The 26,095-nt window shown below is 68.3% G+C and carries 28 protein-coding genes; 19 read left to right on the top strand and 9 right to left on the bottom strand.

From position 1 onward, the window contains the following. The first annotated feature begins 18 nt into the window (after window positions 1-18). The 6 genes from ACFTSF_RS16830 (at window position 19) to ACFTSF_RS16805 (ending at window position 4,765) form a co-directional block, all read left to right on the top strand. Entirely contained in the window at window positions 19-600 is a 582-nt protein-coding gene (locus tag ACFTSF_RS16830) for a hypothetical protein (RefSeq protein WP_380154610.1), read from the top strand. Between the two features lie 8 nt (window positions 601-608). Next, window positions 609-2,252, top strand: coding sequence for a hypothetical protein (locus tag ACFTSF_RS16825; RefSeq protein ID WP_380154609.1), 1,644 nt, complete (start codon window positions 609-611; stop codon window positions 2,250-2,252). 30 nt (window positions 2,253-2,282) lie between these two features. After that, the gene (locus ACFTSF_RS16820) at window positions 2,283-2,864 is read left to right on the top strand and encodes a hypothetical protein (protein ID WP_344151369.1); all 582 of its coding nucleotides are present in this window, start codon (window positions 2,283-2,285) and stop codon (window positions 2,862-2,864) included. Between the two features lie 10 nt (window positions 2,865-2,874). After that, window positions 2,875-3,930 carry a hypothetical protein gene (locus ACFTSF_RS16815; RefSeq protein ID WP_380154608.1) on the top strand — a complete coding sequence of 352 codons (1,056 nt, stop codon included), beginning with the start codon at window positions 2,875-2,877 and terminating at the stop codon, window positions 3,928-3,930. A gap of 72 nt (window positions 3,931-4,002) precedes the next feature. Further along, window positions 4,003-4,434 (top strand): SRPBCC domain-containing protein, encoded by a 432-nt coding sequence (locus ACFTSF_RS16810; protein ID WP_380154607.1) that lies wholly within the window; start codon window positions 4,003-4,005, stop codon window positions 4,432-4,434. Beyond that, the gene (locus tag ACFTSF_RS16805; RefSeq protein WP_380154606.1) at window positions 4,424-4,765 is read left to right on the top strand and encodes an ArsR/SmtB family transcription factor; all 342 of its coding nucleotides are present in this window, start codon (window positions 4,424-4,426) and stop codon (window positions 4,763-4,765) included. The genes ACFTSF_RS16810 and ACFTSF_RS16805 overlap by 11 nt, the downstream gene beginning before the upstream one ends. Here ACFTSF_RS16805 and ACFTSF_RS16800 read toward each other — a convergent pair. Further along, entirely contained in the window at window positions 4,762-5,343 is a 582-nt protein-coding gene (locus ACFTSF_RS16800) for a helix-turn-helix domain-containing protein (RefSeq protein WP_344151357.1), read from the bottom strand. The two genes, ACFTSF_RS16805 and ACFTSF_RS16800, sit on opposite strands and share 4 nt — an antisense overlap. Before the next feature lie 80 nt (window positions 5,344-5,423). Here ACFTSF_RS16800 and ACFTSF_RS16795 point away from each other — a divergent pair, with 80 nt between their 5' ends. Next, on the top strand, window positions 5,424-7,583 hold the full coding sequence (locus tag ACFTSF_RS16795) for an MMPL family transporter (protein ID WP_380154605.1): 2,160 nt from the start codon (window positions 5,424-5,426) through the stop codon (window positions 7,581-7,583). A gap of 45 nt (window positions 7,584-7,628) precedes the next feature. Here ACFTSF_RS16795 and ACFTSF_RS16790 read toward each other — a convergent pair whose 3' ends face one another. Continuing rightward, window positions 7,629-8,297, bottom strand: a complete 669-nt coding sequence (locus ACFTSF_RS16790) for a YitT family protein (protein ID WP_380154604.1) — start codon at window positions 8,295-8,297, stop codon at window positions 7,629-7,631. Between the two features lie 62 nt (window positions 8,298-8,359). On the opposite strand from ACFTSF_RS16790, the gene ACFTSF_RS16785 reads away from it, so the two are divergent. Together ACFTSF_RS16785 and msrA are read left to right on the top strand one after the other, a co-directional pair. Beyond that, window positions 8,360-9,802: a PLP-dependent aminotransferase family protein gene (locus ACFTSF_RS16785; protein ID WP_380154603.1), complete on the top strand. Its 1,443-nt coding sequence runs from the start codon at window positions 8,360-8,362 to the stop codon at window positions 9,800-9,802. Between the two features lie 87 nt (window positions 9,803-9,889). Next, entirely contained in the window at window positions 9,890-10,528 is a 639-nt protein-coding gene (msrA, locus tag ACFTSF_RS16780) for a peptide-methionine (S)-S-oxide reductase MsrA (protein WP_380154602.1), read from the top strand. Between the two features lie 3 nt (window positions 10,529-10,531). On the opposite strand, the gene ACFTSF_RS16775 is transcribed toward msrA, so the two are convergent. Beyond that, complete coding sequence (locus ACFTSF_RS16775; protein ID WP_380154601.1) at window positions 10,532-11,290, bottom strand: class I SAM-dependent methyltransferase; 759 nt, start codon at window positions 11,288-11,290, stop codon at window positions 10,532-10,534. Window positions 11,291-11,334: 44 nt separating this feature from the next. Continuing rightward, entirely contained in the window at window positions 11,335-11,898 is a 564-nt protein-coding gene (locus ACFTSF_RS16770) for a histidine phosphatase family protein (protein WP_380154833.1), read from the bottom strand. Window positions 11,899-11,988: 90 nt separating this feature from the next. On the opposite strand from ACFTSF_RS16770, the gene ACFTSF_RS16765 reads away from it, so the two are divergent. Further along, entirely contained in the window at window positions 11,989-12,405 is a 417-nt protein-coding gene (locus tag ACFTSF_RS16765) for a hypothetical protein (RefSeq protein ID WP_380154600.1), read from the top strand. An 87-nt stretch (window positions 12,406-12,492) separates the two neighbouring features. Further along, window positions 12,493-13,512 carry a ferritin-like protein gene (locus tag ACFTSF_RS16760; protein WP_380154599.1) on the top strand — a complete coding sequence of 340 codons (1,020 nt, stop codon included), beginning with the start codon at window positions 12,493-12,495 and terminating at the stop codon, window positions 13,510-13,512. A gap of 3 nt (window positions 13,513-13,515) precedes the next feature. Here ACFTSF_RS16760 and ACFTSF_RS16755 read toward each other — a convergent pair whose 3' ends face one another. Next, window positions 13,516-14,022, bottom strand: a complete 507-nt coding sequence (locus tag ACFTSF_RS16755) for a DinB family protein (RefSeq protein ID WP_344151333.1) — start codon at window positions 14,020-14,022, stop codon at window positions 13,516-13,518. 95 nt (window positions 14,023-14,117) lie between these two features. On the opposite strand from ACFTSF_RS16755, the gene ACFTSF_RS16750 reads away from it, so the two are divergent. Continuing rightward, a complete protein-coding gene (locus tag ACFTSF_RS16750; RefSeq protein WP_380154598.1) occupies window positions 14,118-14,624 on the top strand; it encodes a GNAT family N-acetyltransferase in 507 nt (168 codons plus the stop codon). 31 nt (window positions 14,625-14,655) lie between these two features. Then, window positions 14,656-15,390: a DinB family protein gene (locus ACFTSF_RS16745; RefSeq protein WP_380154597.1), complete on the top strand. Its 735-nt coding sequence runs from the start codon at window positions 14,656-14,658 to the stop codon at window positions 15,388-15,390. On the opposite strand, the gene ACFTSF_RS16740 is transcribed toward ACFTSF_RS16745, so the two are convergent. Then, window positions 15,376-16,200, bottom strand: coding sequence for an AAC(3) family N-acetyltransferase (locus tag ACFTSF_RS16740; RefSeq protein ID WP_380154596.1), 825 nt, complete (start codon window positions 16,198-16,200; stop codon window positions 15,376-15,378). The two genes, ACFTSF_RS16745 and ACFTSF_RS16740, sit on opposite strands and share 15 nt — an antisense overlap. Window positions 16,201-16,247: 47 nt before the next feature. Here ACFTSF_RS16740 and ACFTSF_RS16735 point away from each other — a divergent pair, with 47 nt between their 5' ends. Both ACFTSF_RS16735 and ACFTSF_RS16730 read left to right on the top strand, forming a co-directional pair. Next, window positions 16,248-17,006 (top strand): GNAT family N-acetyltransferase, encoded by a 759-nt coding sequence (locus ACFTSF_RS16735; protein ID WP_380154595.1) that lies wholly within the window; start codon window positions 16,248-16,250, stop codon window positions 17,004-17,006. 13 nt (window positions 17,007-17,019) lie between these two features. Then, window positions 17,020-17,772, top strand: coding sequence for a hypothetical protein (locus tag ACFTSF_RS16730; protein WP_380154594.1), 753 nt, complete (start codon window positions 17,020-17,022; stop codon window positions 17,770-17,772). Here ACFTSF_RS16730 and ACFTSF_RS16725 read toward each other — a convergent pair. Next, entirely contained in the window at window positions 17,729-18,451 is a 723-nt protein-coding gene (locus ACFTSF_RS16725) for an SDR family oxidoreductase (RefSeq protein WP_380154593.1), read from the bottom strand. The two genes, ACFTSF_RS16730 and ACFTSF_RS16725, sit on opposite strands and share 44 nt — an antisense overlap. A gap of 78 nt (window positions 18,452-18,529) precedes the next feature. On the opposite strand from ACFTSF_RS16725, the gene ACFTSF_RS16720 reads away from it, so the two are divergent. After that, window positions 18,530-19,138, top strand: a complete 609-nt coding sequence (locus tag ACFTSF_RS16720; RefSeq protein ID WP_380154592.1) for a TetR/AcrR family transcriptional regulator — start codon at window positions 18,530-18,532, stop codon at window positions 19,136-19,138. Here ACFTSF_RS16720 and ACFTSF_RS16715 read toward each other — a convergent pair. Continuing rightward, window positions 19,135-20,505: an FAD-binding oxidoreductase gene (locus ACFTSF_RS16715; protein ID WP_380154591.1), complete on the bottom strand. Its 1,371-nt coding sequence runs from the start codon at window positions 20,503-20,505 to the stop codon at window positions 19,135-19,137. The genes ACFTSF_RS16720 and ACFTSF_RS16715 overlap by 4 nt on opposite strands. Window positions 20,506-20,633: 128 nt before the next feature. Here ACFTSF_RS16715 and ACFTSF_RS16710 point away from each other — a divergent pair, with 128 nt between their 5' ends. Both ACFTSF_RS16710 and ACFTSF_RS16705 read left to right on the top strand, forming a co-directional pair. Next, on the top strand, window positions 20,634-21,851 hold the full coding sequence (locus ACFTSF_RS16710; protein ID WP_380154590.1) for a lactate racemase domain-containing protein: 1,218 nt from the start codon (window positions 20,634-20,636) through the stop codon (window positions 21,849-21,851). Between the two features lie 41 nt (window positions 21,852-21,892). Next, complete coding sequence (locus ACFTSF_RS16705; RefSeq protein WP_380154589.1) at window positions 21,893-23,344, top strand: flavin-containing monooxygenase; 1,452 nt, start codon at window positions 21,893-21,895, stop codon at window positions 23,342-23,344. 233 nt (window positions 23,345-23,577) lie between these two features. Here ACFTSF_RS16705 and ACFTSF_RS16700 read toward each other — a convergent pair whose 3' ends face one another. Then, complete coding sequence (locus ACFTSF_RS16700) at window positions 23,578-24,951, bottom strand: cystathionine beta-synthase (RefSeq protein WP_344151300.1); 1,374 nt, start codon at window positions 24,949-24,951, stop codon at window positions 23,578-23,580. A gap of 77 nt (window positions 24,952-25,028) precedes the next feature. Between ACFTSF_RS16700 and ACFTSF_RS16695 the strand changes: the two genes are divergently transcribed. Further along, a complete protein-coding gene (locus ACFTSF_RS16695) occupies window positions 25,029-26,060 on the top strand; it encodes an SGNH/GDSL hydrolase family protein (protein WP_344151296.1) in 1,032 nt (343 codons plus the stop codon). The last annotated feature ends 35 nt before the right edge of the window (window positions 26,061-26,095 follow it).

Raw genomic sequence — 26,095 nt, 5'->3', positions numbered from 1 at the left:
GAGAGATGGGATCTGGGGATGAAGACGCAGGACAGGCCACTCGACCAGGACGACCTGGCGCTGGCCGATCTCGCCGAGATCCAGGACTGGACCGTGCTGGCCGGCCCGGACGGCGACGAGTCCGGCCCCGAGGTCGTGCGGGCCCTCGTCCACCGGGTGATGGCGCGGACTCCCTGGCAGCCCTGGCCGCTGCAGGCCGGTGAGACGATCGGCGACGAGATGGTCTCCTGGGGGTTCGTCACACCCCGCCGTACGACGTTGATCGTGTTCGACGGCCTGGTCTTCGCGGACTGCCCGGACAGTGGCTGGTCGGCGTACGAGATCGGACCGGACGACATCGGCGCGGCCGAGGCCGGTCTGGACGCGCACTGGCCGGACCACCTCGCTCTGGTGAGCAAGTACTTCGGTCAGCCCGAATACATCAGTGACGACAGCAACCCCGACTTCGACGACGAGTGGGCGCCCGGCGCCGGTGCCGAGTACCGCCACCTGGCCGTCTGGATGCGCCCGGGCGCCGAGCTGCGGCTCTACAGCATCCGCCCGACCAAGGACCCGCTGACCACCGCAGTCGGCGTCGGCTACGCCGTGTACCTCGACTAGGAGAGCTGATGAGCCAGACGACCCCCGAGGGCGGGCGCCTCAGCAGGGCGGACCGCAAGGCCGCCAGGCGAGGCACCAAGGCTGTGAAGGCTGCCGCCACCCTGAAGAATCGCGACATCAAGCAGTTCGACCGAGGCCTGGTCGAAGACATCGGCCGGTCGAACCTGACCGCCGCCGACCTGAGCGCGATGATGCAGCGCGGTATCACCGGCACGCAGAACGAGCAGGCGCGCGCCGAGCTCAGCGCACTCGGCCAGGCCGCGCAAGGACGGATGACGGCGGCCCGCACCGAGAACCCGACGCTCGGCGGCATGCTGTCGAACGCCTACTCCCGCTGGAAGGACGTCCGGCGCGGCACCAAGCTCCTCAAGGCGGCCGGGGCGCTCACCGCCAAGGACGCGAAGACGATCAACCCGGCCATCCGCGCGCAGCTCGGCCACAGCACGATGACGCGCTCCGACCTCGCTCACCTGGCCCAACGCAACTTGATCCAGGCTTTCCGCTCCCCCGGCGACTTCGAGGTCCGACCCGGCGTCCAGGCGCCCGAGTCGGTGGAGCAGGCGCCGATGCAGAACGGCATGATCCAGTCCCGCGAGGCGGCTGCCCGCGGGCCGGTGCAGCAGTCCGACAGCCGGCTGGAAGCGCTACTCGCCGAGATGCAGCAGCTCAATGAACGCCTGGCCGTCCTGGAACAACAAGTAGCCGAAATCAGAGCCGCCCAACAGCCGGAGGCCGAGTCAGCCACAGCCCAGTCGGCCGAAGCCCAGACCGCTGAGGCCCAGTCGACCGAGGCTCAGACCCCTGAGGCGCAGACCGCTCAACCTCAGACCGCGGAGGGCCAGACGGCTCAGACCCAAAGCACTGAGGGGCAGACGGCCGAGGCTCAGACCGCTCAACCCCAGACCACCGAAGCGCAGTCGGCGGAGGCTCAGCGGGTGGCGACGGAGGAGCACGTCGGTCAGCACGAGGCGGTGCCGACCGACAGGTCGGAGGCTCAGCGTTGGGTGGGCGCCGCGGCAGGCGAACGCCAGCCGGAGGCAGCCGCACAGCAACCGGCCGCCCAGCAACCGACGACGGAAGCGGCCGCGCAGGAACCCGAGAACCAGCAGCCGGGCGAGCCCGCGCCGCAGCAACCGGCGGCCGAGTCCCAGCAGGCCGGCCAAGCCTCCGAGGCTCCGGCTGCTGGAACGCAGCAGGAGCGGATCACCGCGCTCATCGAACAGGCCTATGCGTCGTCAAACGAGCAGGCGGGCCAACAGCCGGGCGAGACCGGCACGCCGACGCAGTCCGCCGGACAGCAGGGTGGTGAGCAGCAGCCCGCCGTACGGGAGCCGGCTGCGCAGGCTAGTCCGCGCGGTACGGCGCGGCCTGTGTTCCAGGAGGCGGGTGGGCAGGCGACGACGCAGCCGGGGCAGCGTCCGCCGGTGCAGGCGCCGACGTTCCAGGCGGCCGGTCAGCAGCCGAACGAGGCAGCGCGTAAGGCTGAGGCGACTCGCGCGGCAGCTGCTGCCTTCGACGGGACTACCGGCGCCGGGGCGAGTACCGCGGAGCAAGCAGCCAGGACCGCGCAGTCCGACCCGAACAAGGCGACTCGCGGCACCGGGCAGTCCGCCGCGCAGAAGAACGATCCCAACGGCCGCGGCACCCGCTGACCGGCGTACAAAACACAGGAGGACGACCGGATGAAGACAGCGGACAGGCCGCTCGACGACGACGACCTGGCCATGGCCGACCTGGCCGAGATCGCCGACTGGACGCCCGTGGCCGGGCCGGACAGTGACGACGCCGGACCGGCGCTCGTCCGGGCGCTGGTGGAGCGCGTGTCCGCGGCGACCGGCTGGACGCCGGCTCCGCTCGCGCCGGGTGAGGAGATCGACGCCACGATGTCGTCGTGGGCGTTCACCACCAAGCGCGGTAGCACGCTGGTGGCGTACGACGGTCTCGTGTTCCCCGACACCCGGCACAGCGGCTGGGTCGGGTACGAGGTGAAGCCGGAGGACATGGCCGAGGCGGAAGCCGGGATCGATGCGGCCTGGCCGGACCATCTCGCTCTCGCCCGCAAGCACTGGGGTGAGCCGGACGAGCTCGGCGACTTCTCCGACCAGCGCTTCCTGCGAAGGCGGACACCCAACGGATTCGGACCCCGGCGGCACGTTGCCATCTGGCTGCGTCCCGGGGCGCAGATCCAGCTGTTCAGTGACCAACCGACGCCGGACCCGCTGACGCGCACGGTGAACGTCGGCTACGCAGTCTTCCTCGACTAGGAGCCTGACCATGACCACGCCACAGCAAGAAGCCACTGGGCAGAATTCGGCTCGGGAGTACTTCGAGAGCCTCAACGAGGCCGACCAGCTCGCGATGCGCCGCGCGATGAACGTCTTCCGGGCGCTGGCGCCGATCTACGACGCCGTCAACCGCACCGTCGAGTTCACCCGCCGGACCAGCCACAGGCTGAGCGAAGGTGCGCAGTCGCTGGTCTCACAGACCCAGCAGTACGGGCGGGAGGCCGCCGACTGGGCCAGCCGGACCGGGACGAATCTCGTGGACCGCGCCGCCGACCTTCGTGACCGCGCCGGTGTCGCCGCCGAAGTGGCCGCCACCCGGGTCGGCGAAGGCCTCGACAGCGCCGGCCAAGCCATCTCCAACCGCGCCACCGCCACCCGCGACGCGGTCGTCTCCGGCGCCGGGACCGCCCGAAACGCTGTTGCCGCAGGCGCCGGCACTGCCCGGGAGGCAGTCGGCACCGCCCGGAACGCCGTCGTCTCAGGTGCGGGCACCGCCCGAGAGGCAGTCGTTTCCGGTGCGGGCACCGCCCGGGAGGCAGTTGTCTCCGGTGCGAGCAGCGCGCGGGACGCGGTCGTGTCGGGTGCGGGCAACGTCCGGGACGCGGCAGTCGACGCGGGGCAACGCGCGGCCGCACTCGCCGGCCGGGCCTCACGCTGGTTCCAGGAGAAGGTCAGCAACACGGCCGCTCGCGCCGCCGCCGGCTACCACGCGGTCAAGGAGTTCAACGACCCCGGCCTGAACAACGAGGCGGCTCCGACCCCCGGCGGCCCCGAGGTGTCCGCACAGGCGATCACGGCTGTGTCCGCCCAGGTGCTCGCCTATGTGCAGGCGCAGTCGCAGGAGCAGCAGCAGTCGGCGCTCCAGCAGCTCGCCGAACTGAACGCCCGCGGCGAGACGATGAGCGCGACCGACCAAGCCATCTTCAACGCCGCTCTCTCCGGAAACGCGCCGGCCGCCGGGGCCGTCACCACCCCGCAGCAGCAGACGCCGGACGGTCGCGGTCCGCAGAACCAGCCCGAGAAGGGTCCCGACCTCGGTAAGTAGCCCCACTTGACGCAACCGATTAGTTGCAATACTTTTATTGCAACTAATCGGTTGCTATATCTGGAGGCGATGATGGGATTCCCGGATCGGATCGAGCGGACAGTGGAGCTCGGGCACCCGCCGGCGAAGGTGTGGGCGGCGCTCACCACGGCCGAGGGGCTCGGCACGTGGTTCGGACAGTCGGCGACAGTCGACCTGCAGACGGGTGGAAGCGCCGTACTGACCTGGGAGACCGGCGACAAGGCCGAGCTCCGGATCGAGCGGCTCGAGGAACCAGCAGTGTTCGGCTACACGTGGCACATCTACGGACTGCCTGCCGACGACCCACGCCGTACCTATGTCGAGTTCACTCTGGAGCCGACCGACAGCGGCACGCGGTTGACCGTGGTCGAGTCGGGGTTCGCGCAGCTTGCGGACGATGCCTACGCCAAGGCGTACGGCGGGAACACGGAGGGCTGGCAGCTCGAACTCGGCGAACTGGTCGAATACCTCAATGCAGCCTGACGAATCCATCGATCGCGAGGCGGTCGCCGAGCAGGTCTTCGTGGCGCTCGCGGATCCGAGCCGGCGGACGATTCTGGCCGAGCTGGCCGCGAGCGGACCGGCCACAGCGACCGATCTCGCCGATCGCCTGCCGATCACCCGGCAGGCCATCGCGAAGCACCTGGCCTTGCTCTCCCAGGCCGGTCTGCTGATCGCCGAGCCCGGCGAACGCCGTCGCGTCCGCTACCGCCTGCACTCGGCCCCCATCCAGCTGGCCCAGCAGTTCCTCGCGGCGCTCGCCAACAACTGGGACTCGAACCTCGACGCCCTCAAGTCCCACCTCGACGGTTAGGCGTTGCGTCGTCCCAGGAGGGCGGCGGCTGCGTCGAGGAGGGTGGCGTGGATCTCGGAGTCGATGAATTCACCGGGCGAGAGGTTCGCGGACAGCGCGGCACTCAGGGCCTCGATCGCGGCGGCCGCGCGGAGCCGGTCGGGGACCGTGGGGTTCGGCCCTGCGAGCCACAACTGGAATCCGCGGCTGGTCGCGATCAGGCCCTCGAGATCCTCGTCGATCGCCGCGAGTACGGCGCCGATGTCCCGCATCAGGGTCGGGCCGGTGGCTCGGTGCTTGATCAGTACGTCGAGGTAGGCGCCGAGCAGTTCGCGCTCGGCCTCGGGTGACCAGTCGAGCCCGTCGGTGCGCGCCATCACCTGGCGCAGGTCGTCGACGAACGTGCCGATGATCGCCCGCAGCAGGTCCTGCTTGGACGAGTAGTGGTAGTAGAGCGACGCCTTGGTGATGCCGACCTGCTCGGCGATCTCCCGCAGGCTCGTCTTCTCGTACCCCTGAGCCGAGAACAGGTCGAGCGCGGCCCGATGGATCGACGCCTTGGTGTCCCGGGAACCACTCGCGTGCTGCACGTCACCCACCCTCTCATCTTTGCCTACCTACCGTGCGGCAGGTAGTCTACCAACCGACCGGCAGGTAGGGATCTGGGAGGGGTACCAGGGTGTTCAACAAACTAGGACGATTCGTCGTCGGCAACCCATGGAAGGTGATCGCCGCGTGGGTGGTCGCGGCGGTGGCCGTGCTCGCGTTCGCGCCGACGCTCGCGGACGTCACCAGCAAGGACCAGACCAGCCTGCTGCCGGACAAGTACGAGTCGGTCCAGGCGCAGAAGCTGGCCACCGACGCCTTCGGGCAGACGAACGACGCGACCGCGAGCATCGTGGTCAAACGCGGCGGTGGCGGTGAGTTGACCGCGGCCGATCAGGCCAAGGTCGCCGACCTGGCCACCAAGCTGACGGCCGCGAAGATCGACCGGGTCGTCGCGGTGGTCACCGGCCCGCAGGCGGTCTCCCCGAACAAGCAGGTCCAGATCGTCAGCATCGGCCTCAAGGGATTGGCCGAGGATCAGGCCGTGCTGGACGCAGTGCAGAAGATCCGCGACACCACGAGTACGGCACTGACCGGCGCCGACCTCGAGTACGGCGTCACCGGCGACGCCGCGTTGATGCTCGACAACAAGGATGCGTTCGACAACGCGTTCGTGGTGGTCGGGATCGCGACGCTCGTGCTGATCGTCGGCCTGCTGCTGGTCATCTACCGAAGCCCGGTGGCCGCCTTCCTGCCGATCCTCACGGTCGGTCTGGTCGCGAGTATCGCGCCCGGCCTGATCGCCCTGGTCGCCAAGTGGTCCGGACTCCAGGTGACCCAGGACCTGCAGACCATCCTCACAGTCGTCCTGTACGGCGTCGGCACGGACTACATCCTGTTCTTGCTCTTCCGCTTCCGCGAGCGTCTCCGCGCCGGCGAGGAACCGAAGGCCGCGCTGGCGAACGCGACCGGCCGAGTCGCCGAGGTGATCGTCTCCGCCGCCGGTGCGATCGTCGTCGCCTTCAGCGCGCTACTGCTGGCCGTGTTCGGTGGATTCAAGAGCCTCGGCCCGGGTCTCGCGATTGCGGTCGGCGTGATGGCGTTCGCCTCGATCACCCTGGTCCCGGCCGTCGTGTCGCTGCTCGGTCCGAAGGTGTTCTGGCCGTCGAAGTCCTGGCAGACCACGCCGAAGGGTGCGACCTTCAAGCGCCTCGGCCGCTTCACCGCTCGCCGTCCCGCGCTGGTCGCCGTGGCTTCCGGTGCCGTGATGGTCGCATTGGCGCTCGGCACGCTCGGGATGAAGGTCGACTACGACGCGTTCAGCCAGCTCCCCAAAGGCACCGAGTCCGCTCGCGCCATGAAGGACCTGCAGTCCGGATTCCCGGCCGGCGCGCTCAGCCCCACCACGGTCTACGTGCGCAGCACCGACGGTACGGCGCTGGATCCCGCCGAACTCACGCAGTACGCCGGAAAACTCGCGAAGGTGGAGGGAGTCGGCGCGATTCTCCCGGCGGATGCGAAAGGCAACGTGGCGGTTCTCAACCCCGACAAGACCGTTGCCCAGATCAACGTCGTACTGAATGGAGCGCCATACGCGACCGCATCTCTGGATCTGGTCCACGGGAAGCTCAAAGACGTTGCACACAACGAAAGTCCGGCCGGGACGACCGCGCTGGTCGGTGGGGTGACGTCGAGCTACACCGACATCCGGGCCGCGAATACCCGCGACCTGTCGGTGATCTTCCCGGTGGCCGGCGGTCTGATCGCGATCATCCTTGCGCTGCTGCTGCGGTCGCTGATCGCGCCGGTCGTGCTGATGCTGGCCGTCGTACTGAGCTTCTTCAGCTCGATCGGGGCGACGGTGTTCGTCTTCCAGGGCGCGGCGGGCCACGCTGGGGTGACGTTCTCACTGCCGATCATGCTGTATCTGTTCGTCGTTGCCATCGGCACCGACTACAACATCCTGATGATCGCGCGGCTACGCGAGGAGGCCGAGCGGGGTACCGATCCGCGCGAAGCCGCCGACCTCGCGATCGAGCACGGCGGGCCGTCCGTGGCATCGGCCGGGCTGATCCTGGCGGGGACGTTCTCCTCGCTGATGCTGGCCGGGATGGCGTTGCTGACCGAGATGGGCTTCTCGGTGGCGGCCGGGATCGTGGTCTCGGCGTTCGTGATGTCGATCTTCCTGGTGCCGAGTGTGACCGCATTGCTCGGCAAGTGGGCTTGGTGGCCGCGCAAACTCAAGATCGCCAAGCCTGCTGCCTCGGAGCGTGAGCTGGAGCCGGTCGGGTAAAGCGAGGGGATCCCGGGCCCCCTGGTCCGGGATCCCGCCGCAGTCTTAGTCGGTCGGCTGAGGCTTCAGGCGGACCGTGAAGATCGGCAGCATCCAGTGCAGCAGCGGGCCGATCGACAGCGCGTACAGGACAGTGCCGATGCCGATCGCCCCGCCGAGCAGGAAGCCGATCGCGACGACCGCGATCTCGATCGTCGTCCGAACCAGGCGGATGCTCAGACCGGTACGGCGTACCAGTCCGGTCATCAGGCCGTCCCGCGGACCGGGGCCGAGCTGGGCGCCGATGTAGAGCGCGCCGGCCAGCGCGTTGACGACCACCCCGGCGAGCATGAAGAGGATCCGCACCCAGAGGGCGTCCGGCCGGTCGACCGTCGCCAGCGTCAGGTCCGTGGCCAGGCCGATCACGATCGCGTTGCTCACGGTGCCGAGCCCGGGCCATTGGCGCAGCGGGATCCAGGCCAGCAACACGACGAAGCTCATCACGATGACGACCGTCCCGAAGCTCCACGGGATGTGCTTGATGATGCCGGAGTGCAGCACGTCCCACGGGTCGAGGCCGAGGCTGCCCTGGATCATCAGGCCCATCGAGGAGCCGTAGAGGAACAGACCGACGTACAGCTGGACGAGGCGGCGGGGAAGGTGGCCTGCTTTGAGCTGCTGGATCGGGTTGAGCGCAGCGAGCTGACGGGGTGGGGCTGTCGAAGTGGCGGTCACTTGCCCAGTTTGCGGGTCAAGTGGCCTGGTGATCGATAGCCAATTGCGCAATAGTGGACTGCATGAATGGGCAACAGCTTCCGGCCAGCACGCTCAGTGGTCTGCTCGAAACGTGGTCCGCGGACGCAGGACCGGCGTACCGGGTCCTTGCGGAACGGCTCCGGCTGCTGATCGCGGACGGGCGGATCATGCCCGGCGCGCGGCTGCCGAGTGAGCGCGAACTGACCGACGCGCTCGGGGTCAGCCGGACGACGGTTGCGTCGGCGTACCGGGAGTTGCGGGACAGCGGGTATCTGGTGAGCCGGCGTGGATCCGGGAGTGTGACCGCGCTGCCGACCAGGGTCGGACCGGAGCTGGGGCGACACCATGCACCGGGCATCGACACCGACGGGTTGTACGACTTCACGTGCGCGGCGCCGGCCGCCGTACCGGGGATCAGTACGGCGGTTGCCGCGGCGGCCGCGGGGTTGCCGGAGCATCTGGCGACGCCTGGGTATCACCCGCAGGGGTTGCCGGAGTTGCGGGCCGAGATCGCGGCGACGTACGACGAACGCGGGCTGCCGACGTCGCCGGACCAGATCATCGTCACCGCCGGCGCGTTGGCCGCGACCTCGATCGCGATCCGGGCGTTCCTGCAGATCGGTGATCGGGTGCTGACCGAGAGTCCGACGCACCCGAACTCCGTGGACGCGATCCGGCGGAGCGGCTGCCGGGTCGTCGCCGCGCCGATGAGTCCGGGCGGCTGGGACCTGCCTTTGCTGGAGGCAACCATTCGCCAGACGGCACCGCGGGCGGCCTGGATGGTGGTCGACTTCCAGAATCCAACCGGTTGGTTACTTCCGGCGGCGGACCGGCAACGGCTGGCGATCGCGTTCGCTCGCAGCCGGACGACCGCGATCATCGACGAGACCCTCAGTGAACTCTGGCTGGACGGACAGGAGATGCCGCCGCCGTTCGCGTCGTACCACCCGGAGGGCGTGATCACGGTCGGTTCGGTCAGCAAGTCGTACTGGGGTGGTCTGCGGATCGGCTGGATGCGCGTCCCGTCGTCGCTGGTCGCCCGGGTGCTCGACGCGCGGGCGTCACTCGACCTGGGCGCACCTGTGCTCGATCAGCTCGTCGTAGCCCAGCTGCTGCGCGACCGCGCCACCCTGCTCCCAGAGCGCCGCGCCACGCTGGCACTACGCCGAGACGCCCTGGCGGAGGCTGTGTCCGCAGAGCTCCCCGACTGGCGTTTCGAGGTCCCCGGCGGCGGACTGTCGCTGTGGTGCGAGCTACCGGAGCCCGTCGGCTCCACTCTGGTCGGGGTGGCGCAACGAAACGGCGTACTGCTCGTGGCCGGCTCCCGCTTCTCCCCCGACGGCGGTCTCGAGTCCTTCATCCGCCTCCCCTACACGCTGGAACCAGATGCACTACGAGACGGCGTCCGCCAGCTGGCCGCGTCGTACCGGTCCCTCACCGGCTCCCGCAGCACCCCGGGCTTCACCCCAGCGATGATCGCGTGACGTCATCCTCCCGTAAGGGGCCGGGGGAAGGTTCGCCCCGGTGGTCGCGTTGAGAGACTATGAGAGTCAACTGCGAGAGGCGTGAGAATGTCGTTCTTCAAGCGGAACACAGCCCTGGTCGAGCCCGAGGCCGCACTGCCCGGCCGCCCCACCCCCGGTTACGCCGTACCGGCCGAGAACATCGTCCTGCACACACCGCAGACCGCACCGGCCCCTGAGGGGTTCGAGGAGGTCTGGTTCGGCACCGGCTGCTTCTGGGGCACCGAGGAGATCTTCTGGCAGCTCCCCGGCGTCTACACCACCGCAGTCGGGTACGCGGGCGGTTACTCCCCCAACCCGACGTACGAAGAGGTCTGCACCGGCGGCACCGGCCACACAGAAGCCGTCCGCATCGTCTACGACCCCACCAAGACCACCTTCACCGACCTCCTGAAGGTCTTCTGGGAAACCCACGACCCGACCCAGGGCATGCGCCAGGGCAACGACCTCGGCTCCCAGTACCGCTCCGCCATCTACTACACCACCGACGCCCAGCGCGCCGAGGCCGAACGCACCCGCGACCTCTACGCCCCCGTCATCAAGCCCCTCGGCTACGGCGACATCACCACCGAAATAGCCCCCCTCGGCGCCCACTACTACGCCGAGTCCTACCACCAGCAGTACCTGCACAAAAACCCCAACGGCTACCGCTGCCACAGCAAGACGGGCGCTCCGTTCCCCAGCTGAGGTTTAGCGGCGGCGGGCGAGGTGGGCGTGGATCTGGGCGTCTAGTTCTACGGTGTCCGGGAGGACGGCGAGGATTCGGCGGAAGACCTCGTCTCGTACGTCGGGTTCGAGCATCAGGTAGGCCGAAACCGTGGAGAGGTGTCCGATGTAGTCCTGGGCGCTGATCGTCAGTCGGTGCTCGACCACCGACTGACGGACGTCGGTGAACCACTCGGATTGCTGGAGCTCGGTGCCCGGCCACTGCATCGGGAGCTCCGCGGGTGTGCCGTCAGGCGACGGCACACCGTCGTCCTCCAGGTACGGCGCACGTGCGGCGCGCGCGGCCTCTTTGAGGTCTGGGTCGGCCAACTGGATCGGCGCGCCGAAGGACGCGAACACGCCGCCGGGCTCGACGAGCGCGGACATGCGCTCCCAGCGGCCGACCGGGCTGGTCCAGTGGAGCGCGGCGGCCGAATACACCAGCCCGTACGACGAATCCAGCGGCAGGTCCTCGAAGGTGGACTGCACAGTCGTCACGGTCGCCGGCAGGTGTTTACGCAACTCCGCAAGCATGGCGGCGTCGGGCTCAGTCGCGGTGACCGCGATCCCGCCCTGCGCGAACAGCCGTGTTGCCTTGCCGGTCCCGGCGCCGATTTCAAGCGCAGTCCGAATCGGCCCACCGGCGTACTCCGTCACCACCTCGAACAGTTCCACGGGATACCCCGGCCGGAACCGCTCGTATGTCTCGGCAACCGACCCGAAGCTCAACGCACGCTCAACCATGCCCCGCATCCTGGCACCCATCCGCCACCTCGCGCCTGCCATTTTCAGCTGCCGGGAAGGTGGCAGGTGTCGTTGTAGGTCAGGAGGGCTGCGGGGCGGTTGGGGGTGTAGCGGATGACGGTGAGGGCTGCGTTGGCGTGGTTGAGGGTTAGCCAGCGCCAGGGTGGGGCGCCTAGGGCGTCGCGGACCAGCCAGGCGATGAGGAAGTTGTGGGTGATCAGGAGCTCGTGCCCGGTGGTGGCGCAGCCGGTGAACTGGGCAAGGGCCTCACGAGCGAGGCGAGGGCCGGTGCTGAGCTCTTCCGGCGTGAATTGCTGGAGGAAGTCGAGGTAGTAGTCGGCTGAGTCCGGTGGGAGGTCATCGCGGTGCGGGACGTGCGGGATGTAGTCGCCGGCCGGTTCGGACGGGTGTAGTGGGGCGTCGTGGTTGAGCAGGTGGGCGGTTTGGGCGGCTCGTGGGAGTGGGCTGTGGTGGATCGTGGTGAAGGGGATGTCGCGCAGGCGTTCGCCGAGGACGACTGCTTGCCGGCGGCCGCGGTCGGTGAGGCCGGTTTCGTCGGGGGTGGCCTCGGCATGTCTGGCTAGGTAGAGGTAGCGGGAGTTGTCCACCTTCAAGGTGACGCCTGCCGCGGGGCCGGGGTTCGCGGCGTGATTGAATCTTGCAGGACGGGGGGCAGTACACGAAGTGAGGAGCTCTGCGTGAGCAGGCTGGTACGTGCGTTGTTCGGGATTCCGGCAGCGGTGGTGTTGATTTCCGTGGGTACGACGGCTGTGGCCTCGGCCGCCACTGGGAAGCCGAGCGGTGCGCCGCCCGAGGGCAGCATCGGGGTCTGGTGCGTTTCGACGACTGGAGCGAAGGCGTGCTTCGGTCAGTACGGCGACAAGGTGTGGGTGAAGGACACCAAGGCGAACGGCGATTCCGCCGCGGGCACGATCTACAACACCGACTCCGGGTCGGACTGGTACCGCGAGTGCTTCAACACCCGCGGCGCTGACGGCGGCTGGGTGATGTGCGACTTCGACGTCCCCGAGAACCGCCAAGGCCTCCTCTGGGCCGCCAACAAGCCCTTCGTCGGCAACGAGAACAGCACCAAGATCTGGACCACCGTCATCTGACGCGCCGCACGAAACACCCCCGCTGTCACAGATGGCGGGGGTGTTCTGTCTTTGCTCTTGTTCACAGGCGGACAGAGCGAGGAGAGCATGGGTACTGGGCGGATCGGGAGTTTGGCGAGTCTGCGGGAGCATCTGCAGTGGGCGGTCGAGTTGGAGCATGCGACGTTGCCGCCGTACCTGTGTGCGTTGTACTCGCTGGATCCTGGGGTGAACGAGGATGCGGTCGAGGTAATCAGCAGTGTGTTCGTGGAGGAGATGATTCATCTCTCGCTGGCTGCGAACCTGCTGAACGCGGTGGGTGGCGAACCGCGGCTGGATACGCCGGAGATGATGCCGCCGTACCCGCGGTTGTTGCCGCATGGCGAGGTGGAGTTGCGGCTGCTGCCGTTCGGGCCGGAGGCGTTAGAGATGTTCCTCAGGCTCGAGAAGCCCGAGGCTCCGGGGGCGCCGGCGGAAGGCGATCACTACGAGACGATCGGCCAGTTCTACGACGCGATCGAGGCCGGGCTGCTGTCCCTCTGCGACGAACTCGGTGAGGACAAGGTGTTCACGGGTGATCCGGCGCGGCAGGTGACTGCGGGCCCGTTCCATCACACGGACGGGAAGCTGGGCGAGGTCACGGATCTCAAGTCGGCGTTGGCCGCGTTGGAGGAGATCGTCGAGCAGGGCGAGGGTACGTCGAGTGGCGGGATCTGGGACGGGGATCGCGACTTCTTCCACCCGGATCGCGACGAGGTCGCGCACTACTACCGCTTCGAGGAGCTGAAACTCGGCCGGCGATACCAGCGCGGCGACACCCCGCAAACCGGTCCCACCGGCGACCCGGTCGTGGTCAATCCCGGCGGCGTGATCCCAATGCAGCCGAACCCCCAGCGCTCGGCGGATCCGGAGATCCGCGCGGCACAGGAGGCGTTCGACAACACGTACTGCGTGGTGCTCTACCTGCTGGAGCAGGCCTTCAACGGCGAGCCCGCGCTGATCCGCGATGCGACCCGCACGATGTTCGCCCTGAAGGCCGAGATGCTCCAACTCCTTGCCCTGAAGGAAGAAGACGGTACGACGCCCGGTCCGACGTTCACCTACATCGCCCCGGACGACCGGACCTGATCGTCAGCCCATGGACTTCTTGCCGTCGATGGCCTCGCGGATGATGTCCGCGTGGCCGGCGTGCTGCGCCGTTTCCGCGGTGATGTGCAGGAAGACCCGGCGTACCGACCAGAAGACGCCCGGCGGCTGCCACGGGGCAGCGGGGAGTTCGTAGCTGGCGTTGAGGTCGAGGGTGCGGACGAGGTCGTCAGTGGCAGCGGCGATCTTCTCGTACGACGCCAGTACGTCGGCCAGCGTCTCGCCGTCGACCAGCCGGAACTGGTCGGCCCACGCCGCGAGCACCTCTTCGGTGTACTCGGTCGGCGTGTCCTCCCTGGTACCCGTCCGAGCGAAGTCGGCCCAGTGCTGCTCGACCGTGCTCACGTGCTTGATCAGTCCGCCGATGGTCAATTCGCTGACCGTGCTGCGGGTGCTCGCCTGCTCGTCGGTGAGGCCCTCGGCGGCGCTCCGCAGGAAGTACCGGTGCTTGTTCAGGAAGTCGATGATGTCGTCGCGCTCGTTCGTGGTCATGGTTCGACTCTAGAAGGGGTAGCGGCCAGGTTGTGTCCGCTACTCCCGCGAAAACCAGAAGACTTTGCGAGAGCCCGAAACCTAGGCTGCGGGCCATGGACCTGGCCATTCGCGCACTGCAGCCCGAGGACCCACCGGTGATCGCCGCCGCCTTCGAGGAGCTCGGCTGGCCCAAGCCGGTCACGCAATACGAGAAGTACCTGGTCGAGCAGGGCGAGGGTACGCGCGACGTCCTCGTGGCCTGGGTCGACGGCGAGTACGCCGGCTATGTCACGGTCCGCTGGGAGTCGCCGTACGAGCCGTTCGAAGGCATCCCGGAGATCCAGGACTTCAACGTTCTCCCCAAGCTCCGCCGCCAAGGCATCGGCTCCGCCCTGATGGACGCCGCCGAAGCCCGCGTCGCCACCCGCTCCGACACCGTCGGCATCGGCGTCGGCCTCTACCCCGACTACGGCAACGCCCAGCGCCTGTACGTCCGCCGCGGCTACCTCCCCGACGGCCGAGGCCTCATCTACGACGGCCGCCAGGTCCCCCCGATGGAAACCGTCCGCAACGACGACTCCCTCACGCTGATGTTCACCAAGGTCCTGAATCGGAAGTAGAACGTCCGGAACGCCCACTAGCGTGCGTTCTATGGCTGAGAACTTGGTGGGCAAAGACCTGCGCGGCGGGTTGGTGCGGGAGGTGGACTTCGGCGGCGCGCGGTTCGAGCGAGTGGGGTTCACCGGCGCCGTGATGCGCGGGGTGGAGTTCGCGGGTGCCGAGATCGCTGGGGATATCGAGGGCCTGGTGATCAACGGGGTCGAGGTGGCACCGCTGGTGGAGGCCGAGCTGGATCGGCGGGATCCGGAGCGGGTCAAGATGCGGCCGGCGAACGCCGACGGGGTCCGCGAGGGATGGGATGTCGTCGAGCGGTTGTGGGCAGAGACGGTGCAGCGGGCCCGGCAGTTGCCGGAGGAGAAGCTGCATGTGCGAGTAGACGGCGAATGGTCGTTCATCCAAACGCTCAGGCATCTCGTGTACGCGACCGACGTCTGGCTGTTCCGCGTGATCCAGGGCGAGCCTGAGCCGTGGGATCGGCTGAGCCTGCCCTTCGACGGAGCGACGCCCGATCCGCGCCTGCCGTGGGATCTCGAGATCGAGCCGAGTCTCGACGAGGTTCTCGTCCTGCGTCACGATCGGATGGGCCGCGTACGCCGGTACGTCGACCAGCTGACCGACGACGAATTGAACTCGCAAACCACCCCTGTCGACGGCCCGAGCTGGCCACCCGCAGACGCGTACGACGTCAAGATGTGCCTCGGGATCATGCTCAACGAGGAGTGGCAGCACCGCCTGTACGCCGAGCGCGACCTACAACTGCTGTAGCCGTTGCTCGATGGCGGCGGCGCAGCGGGTGTCGTGGTCTTCGGTGCACAGCAGTGCGGCCGGGTCGTCGAGGACCAGTTGGCGGGTGGCTTCGAGGACGGCGGCGATCGGGATCCGGCGGGCGCGGCAGGAACCGATCATCACCTCGGTGGTTGCCGGGCGCAACAGTGGCTCGATCAGGTCGAAGTGTTCGCTCGAGCCGGAGATGTTCGGGAGTTCTGCCCACGACCCCTCGCCGACCTTCGCGTACCGGTAGAACCTGGACCGTCCGAGGTGCTGCTCGGCCACGTGGATCGTCGTGTTCGTTGTGTGCCCGACACCCAGCTGCAGTACGTCGCCGCCGAGCGCCTCGATCGGTCCGAGCGGCCAGTCGTGCCGCTGTGCCGCCAGCACCTCCGCCGCCCGCTCCCCCACGGCCAGGAACGCCATCAGCGGATGCGAACTCCGCAGCGGCGAAAAAGACGTCCGCAGTACGTCGGGGATCCGCCCCAGCCACCGATCAACCGGCAGATCGGCCCGGTACGCCGTCGCCTTCGCAACACTCTCGTCGAAGGTCGCCCAATCCTCCGCCGGCGGATACGCGTTATGCGGCCGCTCCAGCCCCGGCGGCACCGCCACCCCAGTCAGATCGAACGTCCAGCCCGGCATCAACACCGTCCCGCACGTGTCGACCAGCGCCTGACACACCGCCTCCGCCCCACCATCGACGTACCCGAAGGAACTCAGCGAGGAGTGCACAAGCACATCGGAGGATCGGTCCAGCCCCAACTGACGCAAGCCGGCGGCGATCTCGGCATAGGTGGTGGTCATCGCAAAAGCATGTCAGCTCAAACCCCGTCCCGCCTTAGGATTTCGGTATGCGTGAACGAGTGCTGAAGGCGGCGGCGGACTGGGTGTGGGTGCCACCGGACGCCGTGGACATCGTCACCGACGACTACCGAGCGGTCGTGTACGGCGGCCGCGGGCCTTCCGTGCAGTGGTCGTCGACGACGCGGCCGCTGGACGAGGTGATCGCCGAGGTCCGCCGGAAGACGCCCGACGGGATGAAGCTGAACTGGTGGGTCGACGACCGGACCCAGCCGACGGACACCGCCGAAATCCTGCTCAGCAAGGGATTCGAGCTGTCGGAGGTCCTCGAGATCCTGGCTCGGCCGCTGACCGGCGACCTGACCCAAGAGCTCGAGGTCCCCGCCGATGTCACCGTCCGCCCAGCTCTGGATGCCGAGTCCATCCTGCGTGCCGCCGCGATCGACTCCGAGGTGTTCGACTGGCCGCCGCCGAGCCAGAACGAGCTCGATCACGAGGTCGCCGCCATCGAGCGCGGTGAACTCTCCCCGCGCCGGTTCGTGGCGGAGGTCGACGGCGAGCTGGTCGGTTCAGCCGGCTACACGCTGATGGGCGATGTGGTCGGTCTGTGGGGCGCCGGCGTACTCGAGAAGGCGCGTGGCCGCGGCGTCTACCGCGCCCTGATCGCCGCCCGCTGCCAGGCCGCGATCGCGGACGGCGCCACGCTCGCCCTGGTCAGCGCGCGGACCGCGACCAGCGCACCCACCCTGCGCCGGGTCGGTTTCGTTGCCTACGGCACCAAGCGCTGCTACCAACTTTGCCCCGAATGAGAGGGTTGGTTGCGTGGCGGCGTTGAAGCGGTGGATGCTGGCGGCTGGACTCGGTCTCGGACTGATCTGGACCGTGGTCGTATCGGCCTCGATGCCGAGCGGGTGGGACCCGAGCAAGTCCTGCTTCGACAAACTCGGTCCGACGTACGGCCCGGACGCTATCGCCGACACCAGCTGGTTCCCGCCGTCCGCCACCTGCGATTTCGGCGACGGCAACGTCCGTGACTACATGACGACGACGCAGTCCGTGATCCTGTCCGTCACCGGAATCCTGATGCTGGCCCTGGTGGTGGCCGGCATCGTCGTCACCCTCCGAACCCTCAGCGGCGAGCCCGGCCCGGCGCGGTCGGCCGACGACGTCAACCTGCGCCGCCGGCACCGCAATCACCTCCTGTACGGCGCTCTCGACGTACTGATGCTCGTCGCTGTCGCGTCCGCCCTCAACGTGGCCGCGATCATCTTCGGCGGCATCATCGGCGGCATCCTGTTCCTCATCACCACGATCGCCGGCCTCGGCGCGCTCGCGAACGTCCTCGACCGGCACACCGGCCCACTCCCCAGTACGGCGCTCGACGGCCGCCGCCGGGGCGCAGCGACCGGCGGCATCGTCTTCGGCGTGATCTTCGCGGCGACCGCCCTCACCGGGCAACTCCCGTTCTTCCGACTCTGGGCCGCCCCACTCGCGGCGATCACCTACGCCGTCGCCGTACACGCCCAGTGGACTAAAGCTGCGACCCGCCAGTCGCATCCAGCGTCTGCCCTGTGACCCACCGCGCGTCCCCCGACGCCACGAACGCGACCACATCGGCAACGTCGGCCGGCTGACCCACCGCGTCGAACACCGAGTACGCCGCGGCCGCGCGCGCCGCCTCCGGATCGGCGAGCCAACCGTTCATGTCGGTCTCGATGATCCCGGGAGCGACCGTGTTCACCGTGATCCCGCGCGGCCCGAGCTCCTTGGCCATCGCCAGCGTCAGGGTGTTCAGCGCGCCTTTGGTCATCGAGTACGCCGTGTCCTGCGGAAACGCGATCCGGGTCGCGCCGGACCCGATGTTGATGATCCGCCCACCGTCTCGCAGTCGCGGAATCGCCTGCTGTACCAGGAAGAACGGCGCCTTGGCGTTGACGGCGAACAACCGGTCGAACCACTCCTCCGTAACGTCCGCGATCGGCTGCTGCAGCCCGATTCCGGCGTTGTTCACCAGCACGTCCAGCCCGTCGGCCGCCGCATCGAAGGCGGCCCACAGGCCGTCCAACGACCCACCCAGATCGGCCTTCACCCCGAACGCCTGCCCACCGGCGGTCTCGATCTCCTTCACGGTCCACTCCGCCGCCGCGTCGTCGCTGCCGTAATGCACTCCGACCCGGAACCCGTCCCGGCCCAGCCGCAGCGCGATCGCCCGCCCGATCCCCCGGCTGCCGCCGGTCACCAGTGCTGTCCTCATCCCCAGGTCCTTTTCTCTAGTGATCGTTACAGAAAGGACCGTAACACATTCTCTAGCGACCGCTATAGAATGATTTCCATGACCGAGACCCGCCGCGGACGCCCGCGCTCCTTCGACCGCGACGCCGCGCTCGAGCAGGCGCTGCTGACGTTCTGGGAGCGCGGGTACGACGCCACCTCGGTCAGCGATCTGACCGCGGCCCTCGGCATCGGCGCCCCGAGCCTGTACGCAGCCTTCGGGGACAAGCGGAGTCTGTTCAACGAGGTGATCACGCGCTACCAGGCGACCCACGGCGCGTTCACCACCCGCGCCCTCGAGGAGGAACCGACCGCTCGCGCCGCGATCACCCGCATCCTCCGCGAGGCGGCCGCCGAGTACACGGCGACCGACCACGCCCCCGGTTGCCTGATCATCAGCGCGACCCAGAACACGATCCCCGCCTCGGCCGAAGTGGCCGAGCAGCTCCGCGCGATCCGCGCGAGCAACGTCGCCGTACTCCGCGACCACATCCAGGCCGACATCGACTCCGGCGTACTGGCCGCGGGGACGGACGCGCAGGCCCTCGCCACCTACTTCGCGGCCACGATTCAAGGCATGTCGCAGCAGGCCCGCGACGGCGCGTCCCGCGCCCAGCTCCAGCAGGTCGCCGAGCTCGCGAACACTGTCTGGGACGCCGCGGCTGCTTAGCCAGGCTCGATGTTCTGGTTGAGGTGGAAGACGTTCCCGGGGTCGTACTCGCCCTTGACCCGAGACAACCGGCGATAGTTGTCCTCGCCGAAACCGGCGAGCACGCGGTTGCGCCCCTCGTTGCCGATGAAGTTCAGGTAGACGTAGCCGGTCGCCCATTCCTCGAGGTCCGCGCACAAACCGCGGGCCCAGCGAATCCCTCGCTCGTCGTCGGCCGGATCCGACCACAGACCGAACGGGTGCACCACCCAGTCCGCCTGCCGATGCGGCTGCGGCCAGCGCTCGGCAGCACGCCGTACGGCGCCTCCCCACGGCAGCACCGCCTGTTGCGACGGGGACGGAGCCGGCATCTCCGCGGACCGGCCGGCGAAGCGCCGGATCGCCTCATCGGGGAACGACGCCAGGTGTTCGGCCGACCAGTAGTTGCGGAACCCCGGCGGGTCGTCCAGCGCGGACTGGATGTCGGCGTACGGCATCTCGGCGACCATGACGCCCTCCGGCGACATCGCGAACAGCGGCCCGAGCGCCGCTCGCAACTCCGCCTCGGTGCCCGCATAGACCGCACCGACAGCGACGACCAGCTGACCGTGCAGGTGCTCGGGGACGAAGTCCTCCGGCGGCCCGGTCAGGTAGATCACGCCACCGCCGAGTTCCTCGGGCGCACCCTTCTCGAACAGATCCCGATACCCACGCAGTACGTCGGGTCCCGCCGACGCCGGCCAGAGCAGGAGCGCCAGCGTCGCGGCGGGTAGCTGATGGAGGCGGAAGGTCAGCGCGGTCGCGACACCGAAGTTGCCACCGCCACCGTGCAGAGCCCAGAACAACTCGCTGTTCTTCGTCTCGTCCGCAATCACCAACTGCCCGTCCGCGGTGACGAGCTCGGCCGAGATCAGCGAGTCGGAGGCGAGCCCGAACTTCCGTTCCAGCCAGCCCGATCCACCACCGAGCGTCAGCCCGGCGACTCCGGTCGTCGACACCCGGCCGCCGGTCGTGGCCAGCAGGTATTTCTGCGTGGCACGGTCAAAGTCCCCCCAGGTCGCGCCGCCACCGACTCGCGCGATCCGGGCGTCGGGATCGACCTGCACGCTGTTCATGCGGCGCAGGTCGACGACCAGTCCCCCTTCGGTGAGGGCCATACCGGCCACCCCGTGTCCGCCGCCCCGGACGGCGAGCTCCAGGCCGCGCTCAACGCCGTACCGGACCGCCGCCTCGACATCGGCGGCCGATTCGCACTGTGCGATCATCCCCGGCCGCTTGTCGATCATGCTGTTGAAGATCGCCCGGGCCTCGTCGTACTGCGAGTCACCGTCGCGCAGGAGCACCCCGCCGAACCCCTGCGGTCTCCACCCCTCGATTGTCTCGGACATGCTGCATCTCCCCTTTGCGCACTCCCCCAGGTGATCATTCGATCGTGCGTCGCCGAACCGGCGCGGTCAACGACTCCGCGCTTACCTGCCGATGACGCGATCACGCCTGCATAGGTAGGGTTGCCGACGTGATCATCGGTGGCCCAGGTCAGGTTCTCAGCGAGGACGAGGTGACGGCCTTCGTCGGTGACGCCTTGTCCGGCGCCGGTCTGGAAGGTCGCAGCGTCTGTGTGATCGTGCCGGACGCGACCCGCAGTTGCCCACTCCCGCTGCTGATCCGTGCGGTTCACCAGGCCCTGCACGGAAAAGTCAGCAAGCTCACCATCTTGATTGCCCTCGGCACCCATGCCGAGATGACGCCCGACGAGCTCCGCAAACACCTGGGCGGCAAGTACGACGGCGTCCTCAACCACGAGTGGTGGAAGCCGGAGACCTTCGTCGACCTCGGCTCCATCAGTGCCGACCGCGTTCGCGAGATCTCCGGCGGCCTGCTGAACGACGAGGTCCCGGTTCGGCTCAACAAGGCGGTCGTCGAGCACGACGTGGCTCTGGTCGTCGGCCCGGTCTTCCCGCACGAGGTGGTCGGCTTCTCCGGCGGCAACAAGTACTTCTTCCCCGGTGTCGCCGGCCAGGAGGTCATCGACGTCTCACACTGGCTCGGCGCCCTGATCACCAGCGCGAGCATCATCGGCACGCTCGGCGTCACCCCGGTCCGCGCCCTCATCAACGAGGCGGCCGCGCTGATCCCGGCGGAGAAGCTGGCGCTCGCCGTGGTCGCTCAGTCCGGCACGAACGCCCTGCACGCCATAGCCTTCGGCAACACCGTCGAGGCCTGGCAAACAGCCGCCGAGGTGTCCGCCCAGACCCACGTCACCTACCTCGACCACCCAGTACGACGGGTCGTGTCGGTGATGCCCGCGAAGTACGCCGACATCTGGACCGCGGCCAAGGGCTTCTACAAACTCGAGCCCGTCGTCGCCGACGGCGGCGAGGTCATCCTCTACGCGCCACACGTCACCCAGATCGCCGCCATGCACCCCGAAATCGAGGAGATCGGCTACCACTGCCGCGACTACTTCGTCGGCCAGTGGGAGAAGTTCCGCGATATCCACTGGGGCGTCCTCGCACACTCGACCCACCTCCGCGGCGCCGGCACCTGGGACCCCATCACCGGCGAACACCTGCGCGTCAAAGTAACCCTCGCAACCGGCATCCCCGAGGACGTCGTCCGCCGCGCCAACCTCAACTACCTGGACCCGGCCACCGTCGACCTGGCCGAATACAACGCCGACCCCGACACCCTCGTCGTACCGAACGCCGGCGAAGTCCTCCACCGCCTGAAATAGACGGTTCCCAGAGCGGTGACTCACCGGTAACCTCGGGGCCTATGACAGAGGTCGTGATCATCGGGTCCGGGTTCGCCGGTTTGTGCATGGGGATCAAGCTGCGTCAGGCCGGGTGCGAGGACTTCGTCATCCTCGAGAAGGCCGATCGCCTCGGCGGCACCTGGCGGGACAACACGTATCCCGGGTGCGCGTGCGACATCCCGTCGTACCTCTACTCGTACTCCTTCGAGCAGAACCCGCGCTGGACCAGGATGTTCGCGCCCTGGCACGAGATCCTCGAGTACCTCGAGTTCTGCGCCGACAAGTACGGCGTCGCGGACAAGATCCGGTACGGCGCCGAGGTCACCGAAGCGGCGTTCGACGAGACCACCGGCCGTTGGACCGTCACGGTCAACGGCGACGAGACGATCGAGACCCAGGCCCTGGTGACCGGGGTCGGCGGACTGCACGAACCGAAGATGCCCGACCTCCCGGGACTCGACTCCTTCACCGGTACGTCGTTCCACACGGCGCACTGGGATCACAGCCACGACCTCGCCGGTCGTCGCGTGGCCGCGATCGGCACTGGCGCTTCGGCGGTTCAGTACGTGCCGCAGATCGCTCCGCAGGTCGAGCAGCTGGATGTGTACCAGCGGACCGCCGCATGGATCACGCCGAAACCGGACCGCGAGATCGGACCGCGGGAGCGGCGGCTGCACGCCGCCTTCCCGGCCGGGCAGCGACTCATCCGGAACACGATCTACTGGGCCTTGGAAGCTCGCGGCGCCGGCTTCGCGGCCAACCCGAAGTTGATGAAAGTCCTTGAGATGCAGGCGAAACAGCATCTGCGCAAGCAGGTGCCGGACCCTGATCTGCGCGCCCGGCTGACCCCGGACTACCAGATCGGCTGCAAGCGGATGATGGTCTCGAACGACTACTACCCGGCCTTCAACCGGTCCAACGTCGACCTCGTCACCACCCCGATCACGCGCATCACGCCGACCGGTATCGTCACCGCCGACGGGATCGAGCGGCCCTGCGACACGATCGTGTTCGGCACCGGGTTCTCGGTGATGGGGAACCTGACCCGGATGCCGATCCTCGGCAAGGACGGCACCGACCTCGGCGAGCACTGGAAGCGCGAGGGCATCGGCGCCCATCTCGGCATCACCGTCGCCGGCTACCCGAACCTGTTCCTGCTGATCGGGCCGAACACCAATACCGGCCACTCCTCCGCGGTCTTCATGATCGAGGCGCAGGTCCGCTACGTCATGCAGGCGCTCGACCTGCTCCGGCGCCGCAAAGCGACGTACGTCGAGGTCCGCGAGGAGGCCCAGCAGAAGTTCGTCGACGGGCTGCAGGACGACCTCAAGGGCACGGTCTGGGACGCGGGCTGCAACAGCTGGTACCTGGACGCGACCGGGCGGAACTCGGGCATCTGGCCGGACTTCACGGTGTCCTACTGGCGCCGTACCCGGAAGCTCGATCCAGCGGACTTCGTGCTGGTCAAATAAGGGTTACCCGGACTCCGGAAGGATGACTACCCAGGGTCGCGTGTACGACCTTGGGATGAAGCCAAGACCGGTCTAGGGACCGATGTCTGAAAGGGCACTCTGAAGGATTCTTGAGATATGGAAATCCTTCAGATCGCGGGAGCAGCAGCCGTCGTCATCGGCATCGTCGTCATGGCCCTGCTCGCCATCGTGCCTACGGTTGTAGACCGTTAAGTCTTTCCCTCACGGGGAAGTCAGTCGGCGGACAAGTGGACCAGCAGGTCCTGCCGGGTCAGAACGCCCACCGGCTTGCCGTCGTCCAGCACCATCAGGGCGTCCCGACCCTCGAGCAGCTCGACCGCCTTCGTGACGGCCTCGCCGGCCCCCAGGGACGGCAACGCCGGGTCCATGTGCAGCTCGACCATGTCGGCCAGCCGCGCCTTGCCGGAGTACAACGCGTCCATCAGCGTCCGCTCCGACACCGCGCCGGCGACCTCGGCAGCCATCACCGGTGGTTCCGCGCGGACCACCGGCATCTGGGAGACGCCGTACTCGCGCAGGATCGCGACCGCTTCGGCGATCGTCTCGTGCGGGTGGGTGTGCACGAGCGGCGGCAGGCTGCCGTCCTTGCCGGCCAGCACGTCACCGAGCGTGGTGCCCTGCCGGGCCCCCGCGAGGAACCCGTACTGTGCGAGCCAGTCGTCGTTGAAGACCTTCGTCAGGTAGCCGCGACCGCCGTCTGGCAGCAGTACGACGATGACCGCCTCGGGGTCGTTGAGTTCGTGCGCGAGCCGGATCGCCGCGGCGGCCGCCATACCGGCTGAGCCGCCGACCAGCATCGCCTCTTCGCGGGCCAGCCGCCGGGTCAGCGCGAACGAGTCCGCGTCCGAGACCTCGATGATCCGGTCGCAGATGTCCCGGTCGTACGTCTCGGGCCAGAAGTCCTCGCCGACACCCTCGACCAGGTACGGCCGGCCGGTTCCCCCGGAGTACACCGAGCCCTCGGGGTCGGCGCCGATGATCTGGACGCGACCGTTCGAGACCTCCTTGAGGTAGCGGCCGGTGCCGGTGATCGTGCCGCCGGTGCCGACACCCGCCACGAAGTGGGTGATCTTCCCCTCGGTCTGCTCCCAGAGCTCGGGACCGGTCGTCTCGTAGTGCGAACGCGGGTTGTTCTGGTTGGCGTACTGGTTCGGCTTCCAGGCGCCCTCGATCTCACGGACCAGGCGGTCGGAGACGTTGTAGTACGAGTCCGGGTGCTCCGGCGCGACCGCGGTCGGGCAGACCACGACCTCGGCGCCGTACGCCTTGAGTACGTTGCGCTTGTCCTCGCTCACCTTGTCCGGGCAGACGAAGACGCACTTGTAGCCCTTCTGCTGGGCAACCATCGCGAGCCCGACACCGGTGTTACCGGAGGTCGGCTCGACGATCGTGCCGCCCGGCTTGAGCTCGCCGGAGGCCTCCGCCGCCTCGATCATCCGGACCGCGATCCGGTCCTTCACCGAGCCGCCCGGGTTGAAGTACTCGACCTTGGCCAGGACCAGCGGTGTGGCCCCGTCCGTGGTCTTGCCCAGCTTCACGAGCGGGGTGTTGCCGACGAGGTCCAGGAGAGATTCTGCGTAGCGCACCCTCTCACTGTAGTGATTGTCGTGTCGTTTCCCCTATTTCACTTGCTTGTGCGTGACAGCGTGTAATCCTTGTACCTATGAGTAAAGGCAAAGCCAGGGCGGCCAAGAGGCTCGCCCAGGCCGCAGCCTTCGGGGGCGGGGGACTCGGACTCATCGGTGCCACGTTGTACGGCGTACTGACCGCAGAGGCCGAGTACGTGAAGCGCGTGATCGGACCGATGCGCTACTACCCCACTCCGGGGAGCGGTCTGTACGGCAGATACCCAGGATTACCGATCACGTTCGCCATGCTCGGCGACTCCAGCGCAGCCGGTTACGGCACTGACACCCCGGACGAGACGCCCGGGGTGATCCTTGCTTCCGGCCTGACCGACCTGGCCGAGCGCCCGGTCCGGCTGGTCGACGTCTCCAAGACCGGCGCCAAGTCGACCGACCTGGCCCAGCAGGTCGATGCCGCGCTGCAGGCCGGCCCACACGTCGCGGTCATCCTGATCGGGGTGAACGACGTGAAGGCGCAGATGTCGCCGTCGGTCTCGGTCCGCTTGCTCACCGCTGCGGTACGGCGGTTGCGCGCGGCGAACTGTGAGGTCATCGTCGGCACCTGTCCGGATCTCGGCGTGGTGCGCCCACTCGTGCCGCCGCTGCGGCAGTTCGCCCGCGCCTGGAGTCTCCGGCTCGCCGCGGCCCAGACCATCGCCGTGGTCGAGGCCGGCGGGCGGACGGTCTCGCTGGGCTCACTGCTCGGACCGGCCTTCAAGTCCGACCCGACGATGTGGGGCCGGGACAACTTCCACCCGTCCGCCATCGGGTACGCCGCTGCCTCGGCCGCGCTACTGCCTTCCGTGGCGGCCGCGATGGGGGTCGGCCCAGAGTCGTTCGTGCACCCCGAGTCGTTCCGTGGCGAGGCGATCCTGCCGATCGCGGAGGCCGCCGTACAGGCTGCTCGCACGGCCGGCACCGAGGTCGCCGCGACCGAGGTGGCTGGGCGCGAGCGCGGACCGCGCGGCCGTTGGGCCGAGCTGCGGCACCGTCGTCGGCACCCGAAGGCCGAGGTCGACCGGGTCGAGCCGGAGACCGCGGCTGAATCCGAGTCTTTGATCAACATCTGAATCAAGTTCCGGAACCGGCAGCCGGTTGACTGGGA

The sequence above is a fragment of the Kribbella sp. NPDC056951 genome, from assembly GCF_042674205.1.
GTDB lineage: Bacteria > Actinomycetota > Actinomycetes > Propionibacteriales > Kribbellaceae > Kribbella > Kribbella yunnanensis.
The sequence above is the reverse complement of the archived record's forward strand: the minus strand, read 5'-3'. Positions and strand labels throughout refer to the sequence as shown.

Excerpts from the sequence above, each read along its gene's own strand:
- ACFTSF_RS16830 (WP_380154610.1), top strand. The coding sequence starts at position 19 with ATGAAGACGCAGGACAGGCCACTCGACCAGGACGACCTGGCGCTGGCC.
- ACFTSF_RS16825 (WP_380154609.1), top strand. The coding sequence starts at position 609 with ATGAGCCAGACGACCCCCGAGGGCGGGCGCCTCAGCAGGGCGGACCGC.
- ACFTSF_RS16820 (WP_344151369.1), top strand. The coding sequence starts at position 2,283 with ATGAAGACAGCGGACAGGCCGCTCGACGACGACGACCTGGCCATGGCC.
- ACFTSF_RS16815 (WP_380154608.1), top strand. The coding sequence starts at position 2,875 with ATGACCACGCCACAGCAAGAAGCCACTGGGCAGAATTCGGCTCGGGAG.
- ACFTSF_RS16810 (WP_380154607.1), top strand. The coding sequence starts at position 4,003 with ATGGGATTCCCGGATCGGATCGAGCGGACAGTGGAGCTCGGGCACCCG.
- ACFTSF_RS16805 (WP_380154606.1), top strand. The coding sequence starts at position 4,424 with ATGCAGCCTGACGAATCCATCGATCGCGAGGCGGTCGCCGAGCAGGTC.
- ACFTSF_RS16785 (WP_380154603.1), top strand. The coding sequence starts at position 8,360 with ATGAATGGGCAACAGCTTCCGGCCAGCACGCTCAGTGGTCTGCTCGAA.
- msrA (WP_380154602.1), top strand. The coding sequence starts at position 9,890 with ATGTCGTTCTTCAAGCGGAACACAGCCCTGGTCGAGCCCGAGGCCGCA.
- ACFTSF_RS16775 (WP_380154601.1), bottom strand. The coding sequence starts at position 11,290 with ATGGTTGAGCGTGCGTTGAGCTTCGGGTCGGTTGCCGAGACATACGAG.
- ACFTSF_RS16760 (WP_380154599.1), top strand. The coding sequence starts at position 12,493 with ATGGGTACTGGGCGGATCGGGAGTTTGGCGAGTCTGCGGGAGCATCTG.
- ACFTSF_RS16755 (WP_344151333.1), bottom strand. The coding sequence starts at position 14,022 with ATGACCACGAACGAGCGCGACGACATCATCGACTTCCTGAACAAGCAC.
- ACFTSF_RS16750 (WP_380154598.1), top strand. The coding sequence starts at position 14,118 with ATGGACCTGGCCATTCGCGCACTGCAGCCCGAGGACCCACCGGTGATC.
- ACFTSF_RS16745 (WP_380154597.1), top strand. The coding sequence starts at position 14,656 with ATGGCTGAGAACTTGGTGGGCAAAGACCTGCGCGGCGGGTTGGTGCGG.
- ACFTSF_RS16740 (WP_380154596.1), bottom strand. The coding sequence starts at position 16,200 with ATGACCACCACCTATGCCGAGATCGCCGCCGGCTTGCGTCAGTTGGGG.
- ACFTSF_RS16735 (WP_380154595.1), top strand. The coding sequence starts at position 16,248 with ATGCGTGAACGAGTGCTGAAGGCGGCGGCGGACTGGGTGTGGGTGCCA.
- ACFTSF_RS16725 (WP_380154593.1), bottom strand. The coding sequence starts at position 18,451 with ATGAGGACAGCACTGGTGACCGGCGGCAGCCGGGGGATCGGGCGGGCG.
- ACFTSF_RS16720 (WP_380154592.1), top strand. The coding sequence starts at position 18,530 with ATGACCGAGACCCGCCGCGGACGCCCGCGCTCCTTCGACCGCGACGCC.
- ACFTSF_RS16715 (WP_380154591.1), bottom strand. The coding sequence starts at position 20,505 with ATGTCCGAGACAATCGAGGGGTGGAGACCGCAGGGGTTCGGCGGGGTG.
- ACFTSF_RS16705 (WP_380154589.1), top strand. The coding sequence starts at position 21,893 with ATGACAGAGGTCGTGATCATCGGGTCCGGGTTCGCCGGTTTGTGCATG.
- ACFTSF_RS16695 (WP_344151296.1), top strand. The coding sequence starts at position 25,029 with ATGAGTAAAGGCAAAGCCAGGGCGGCCAAGAGGCTCGCCCAGGCCGCA.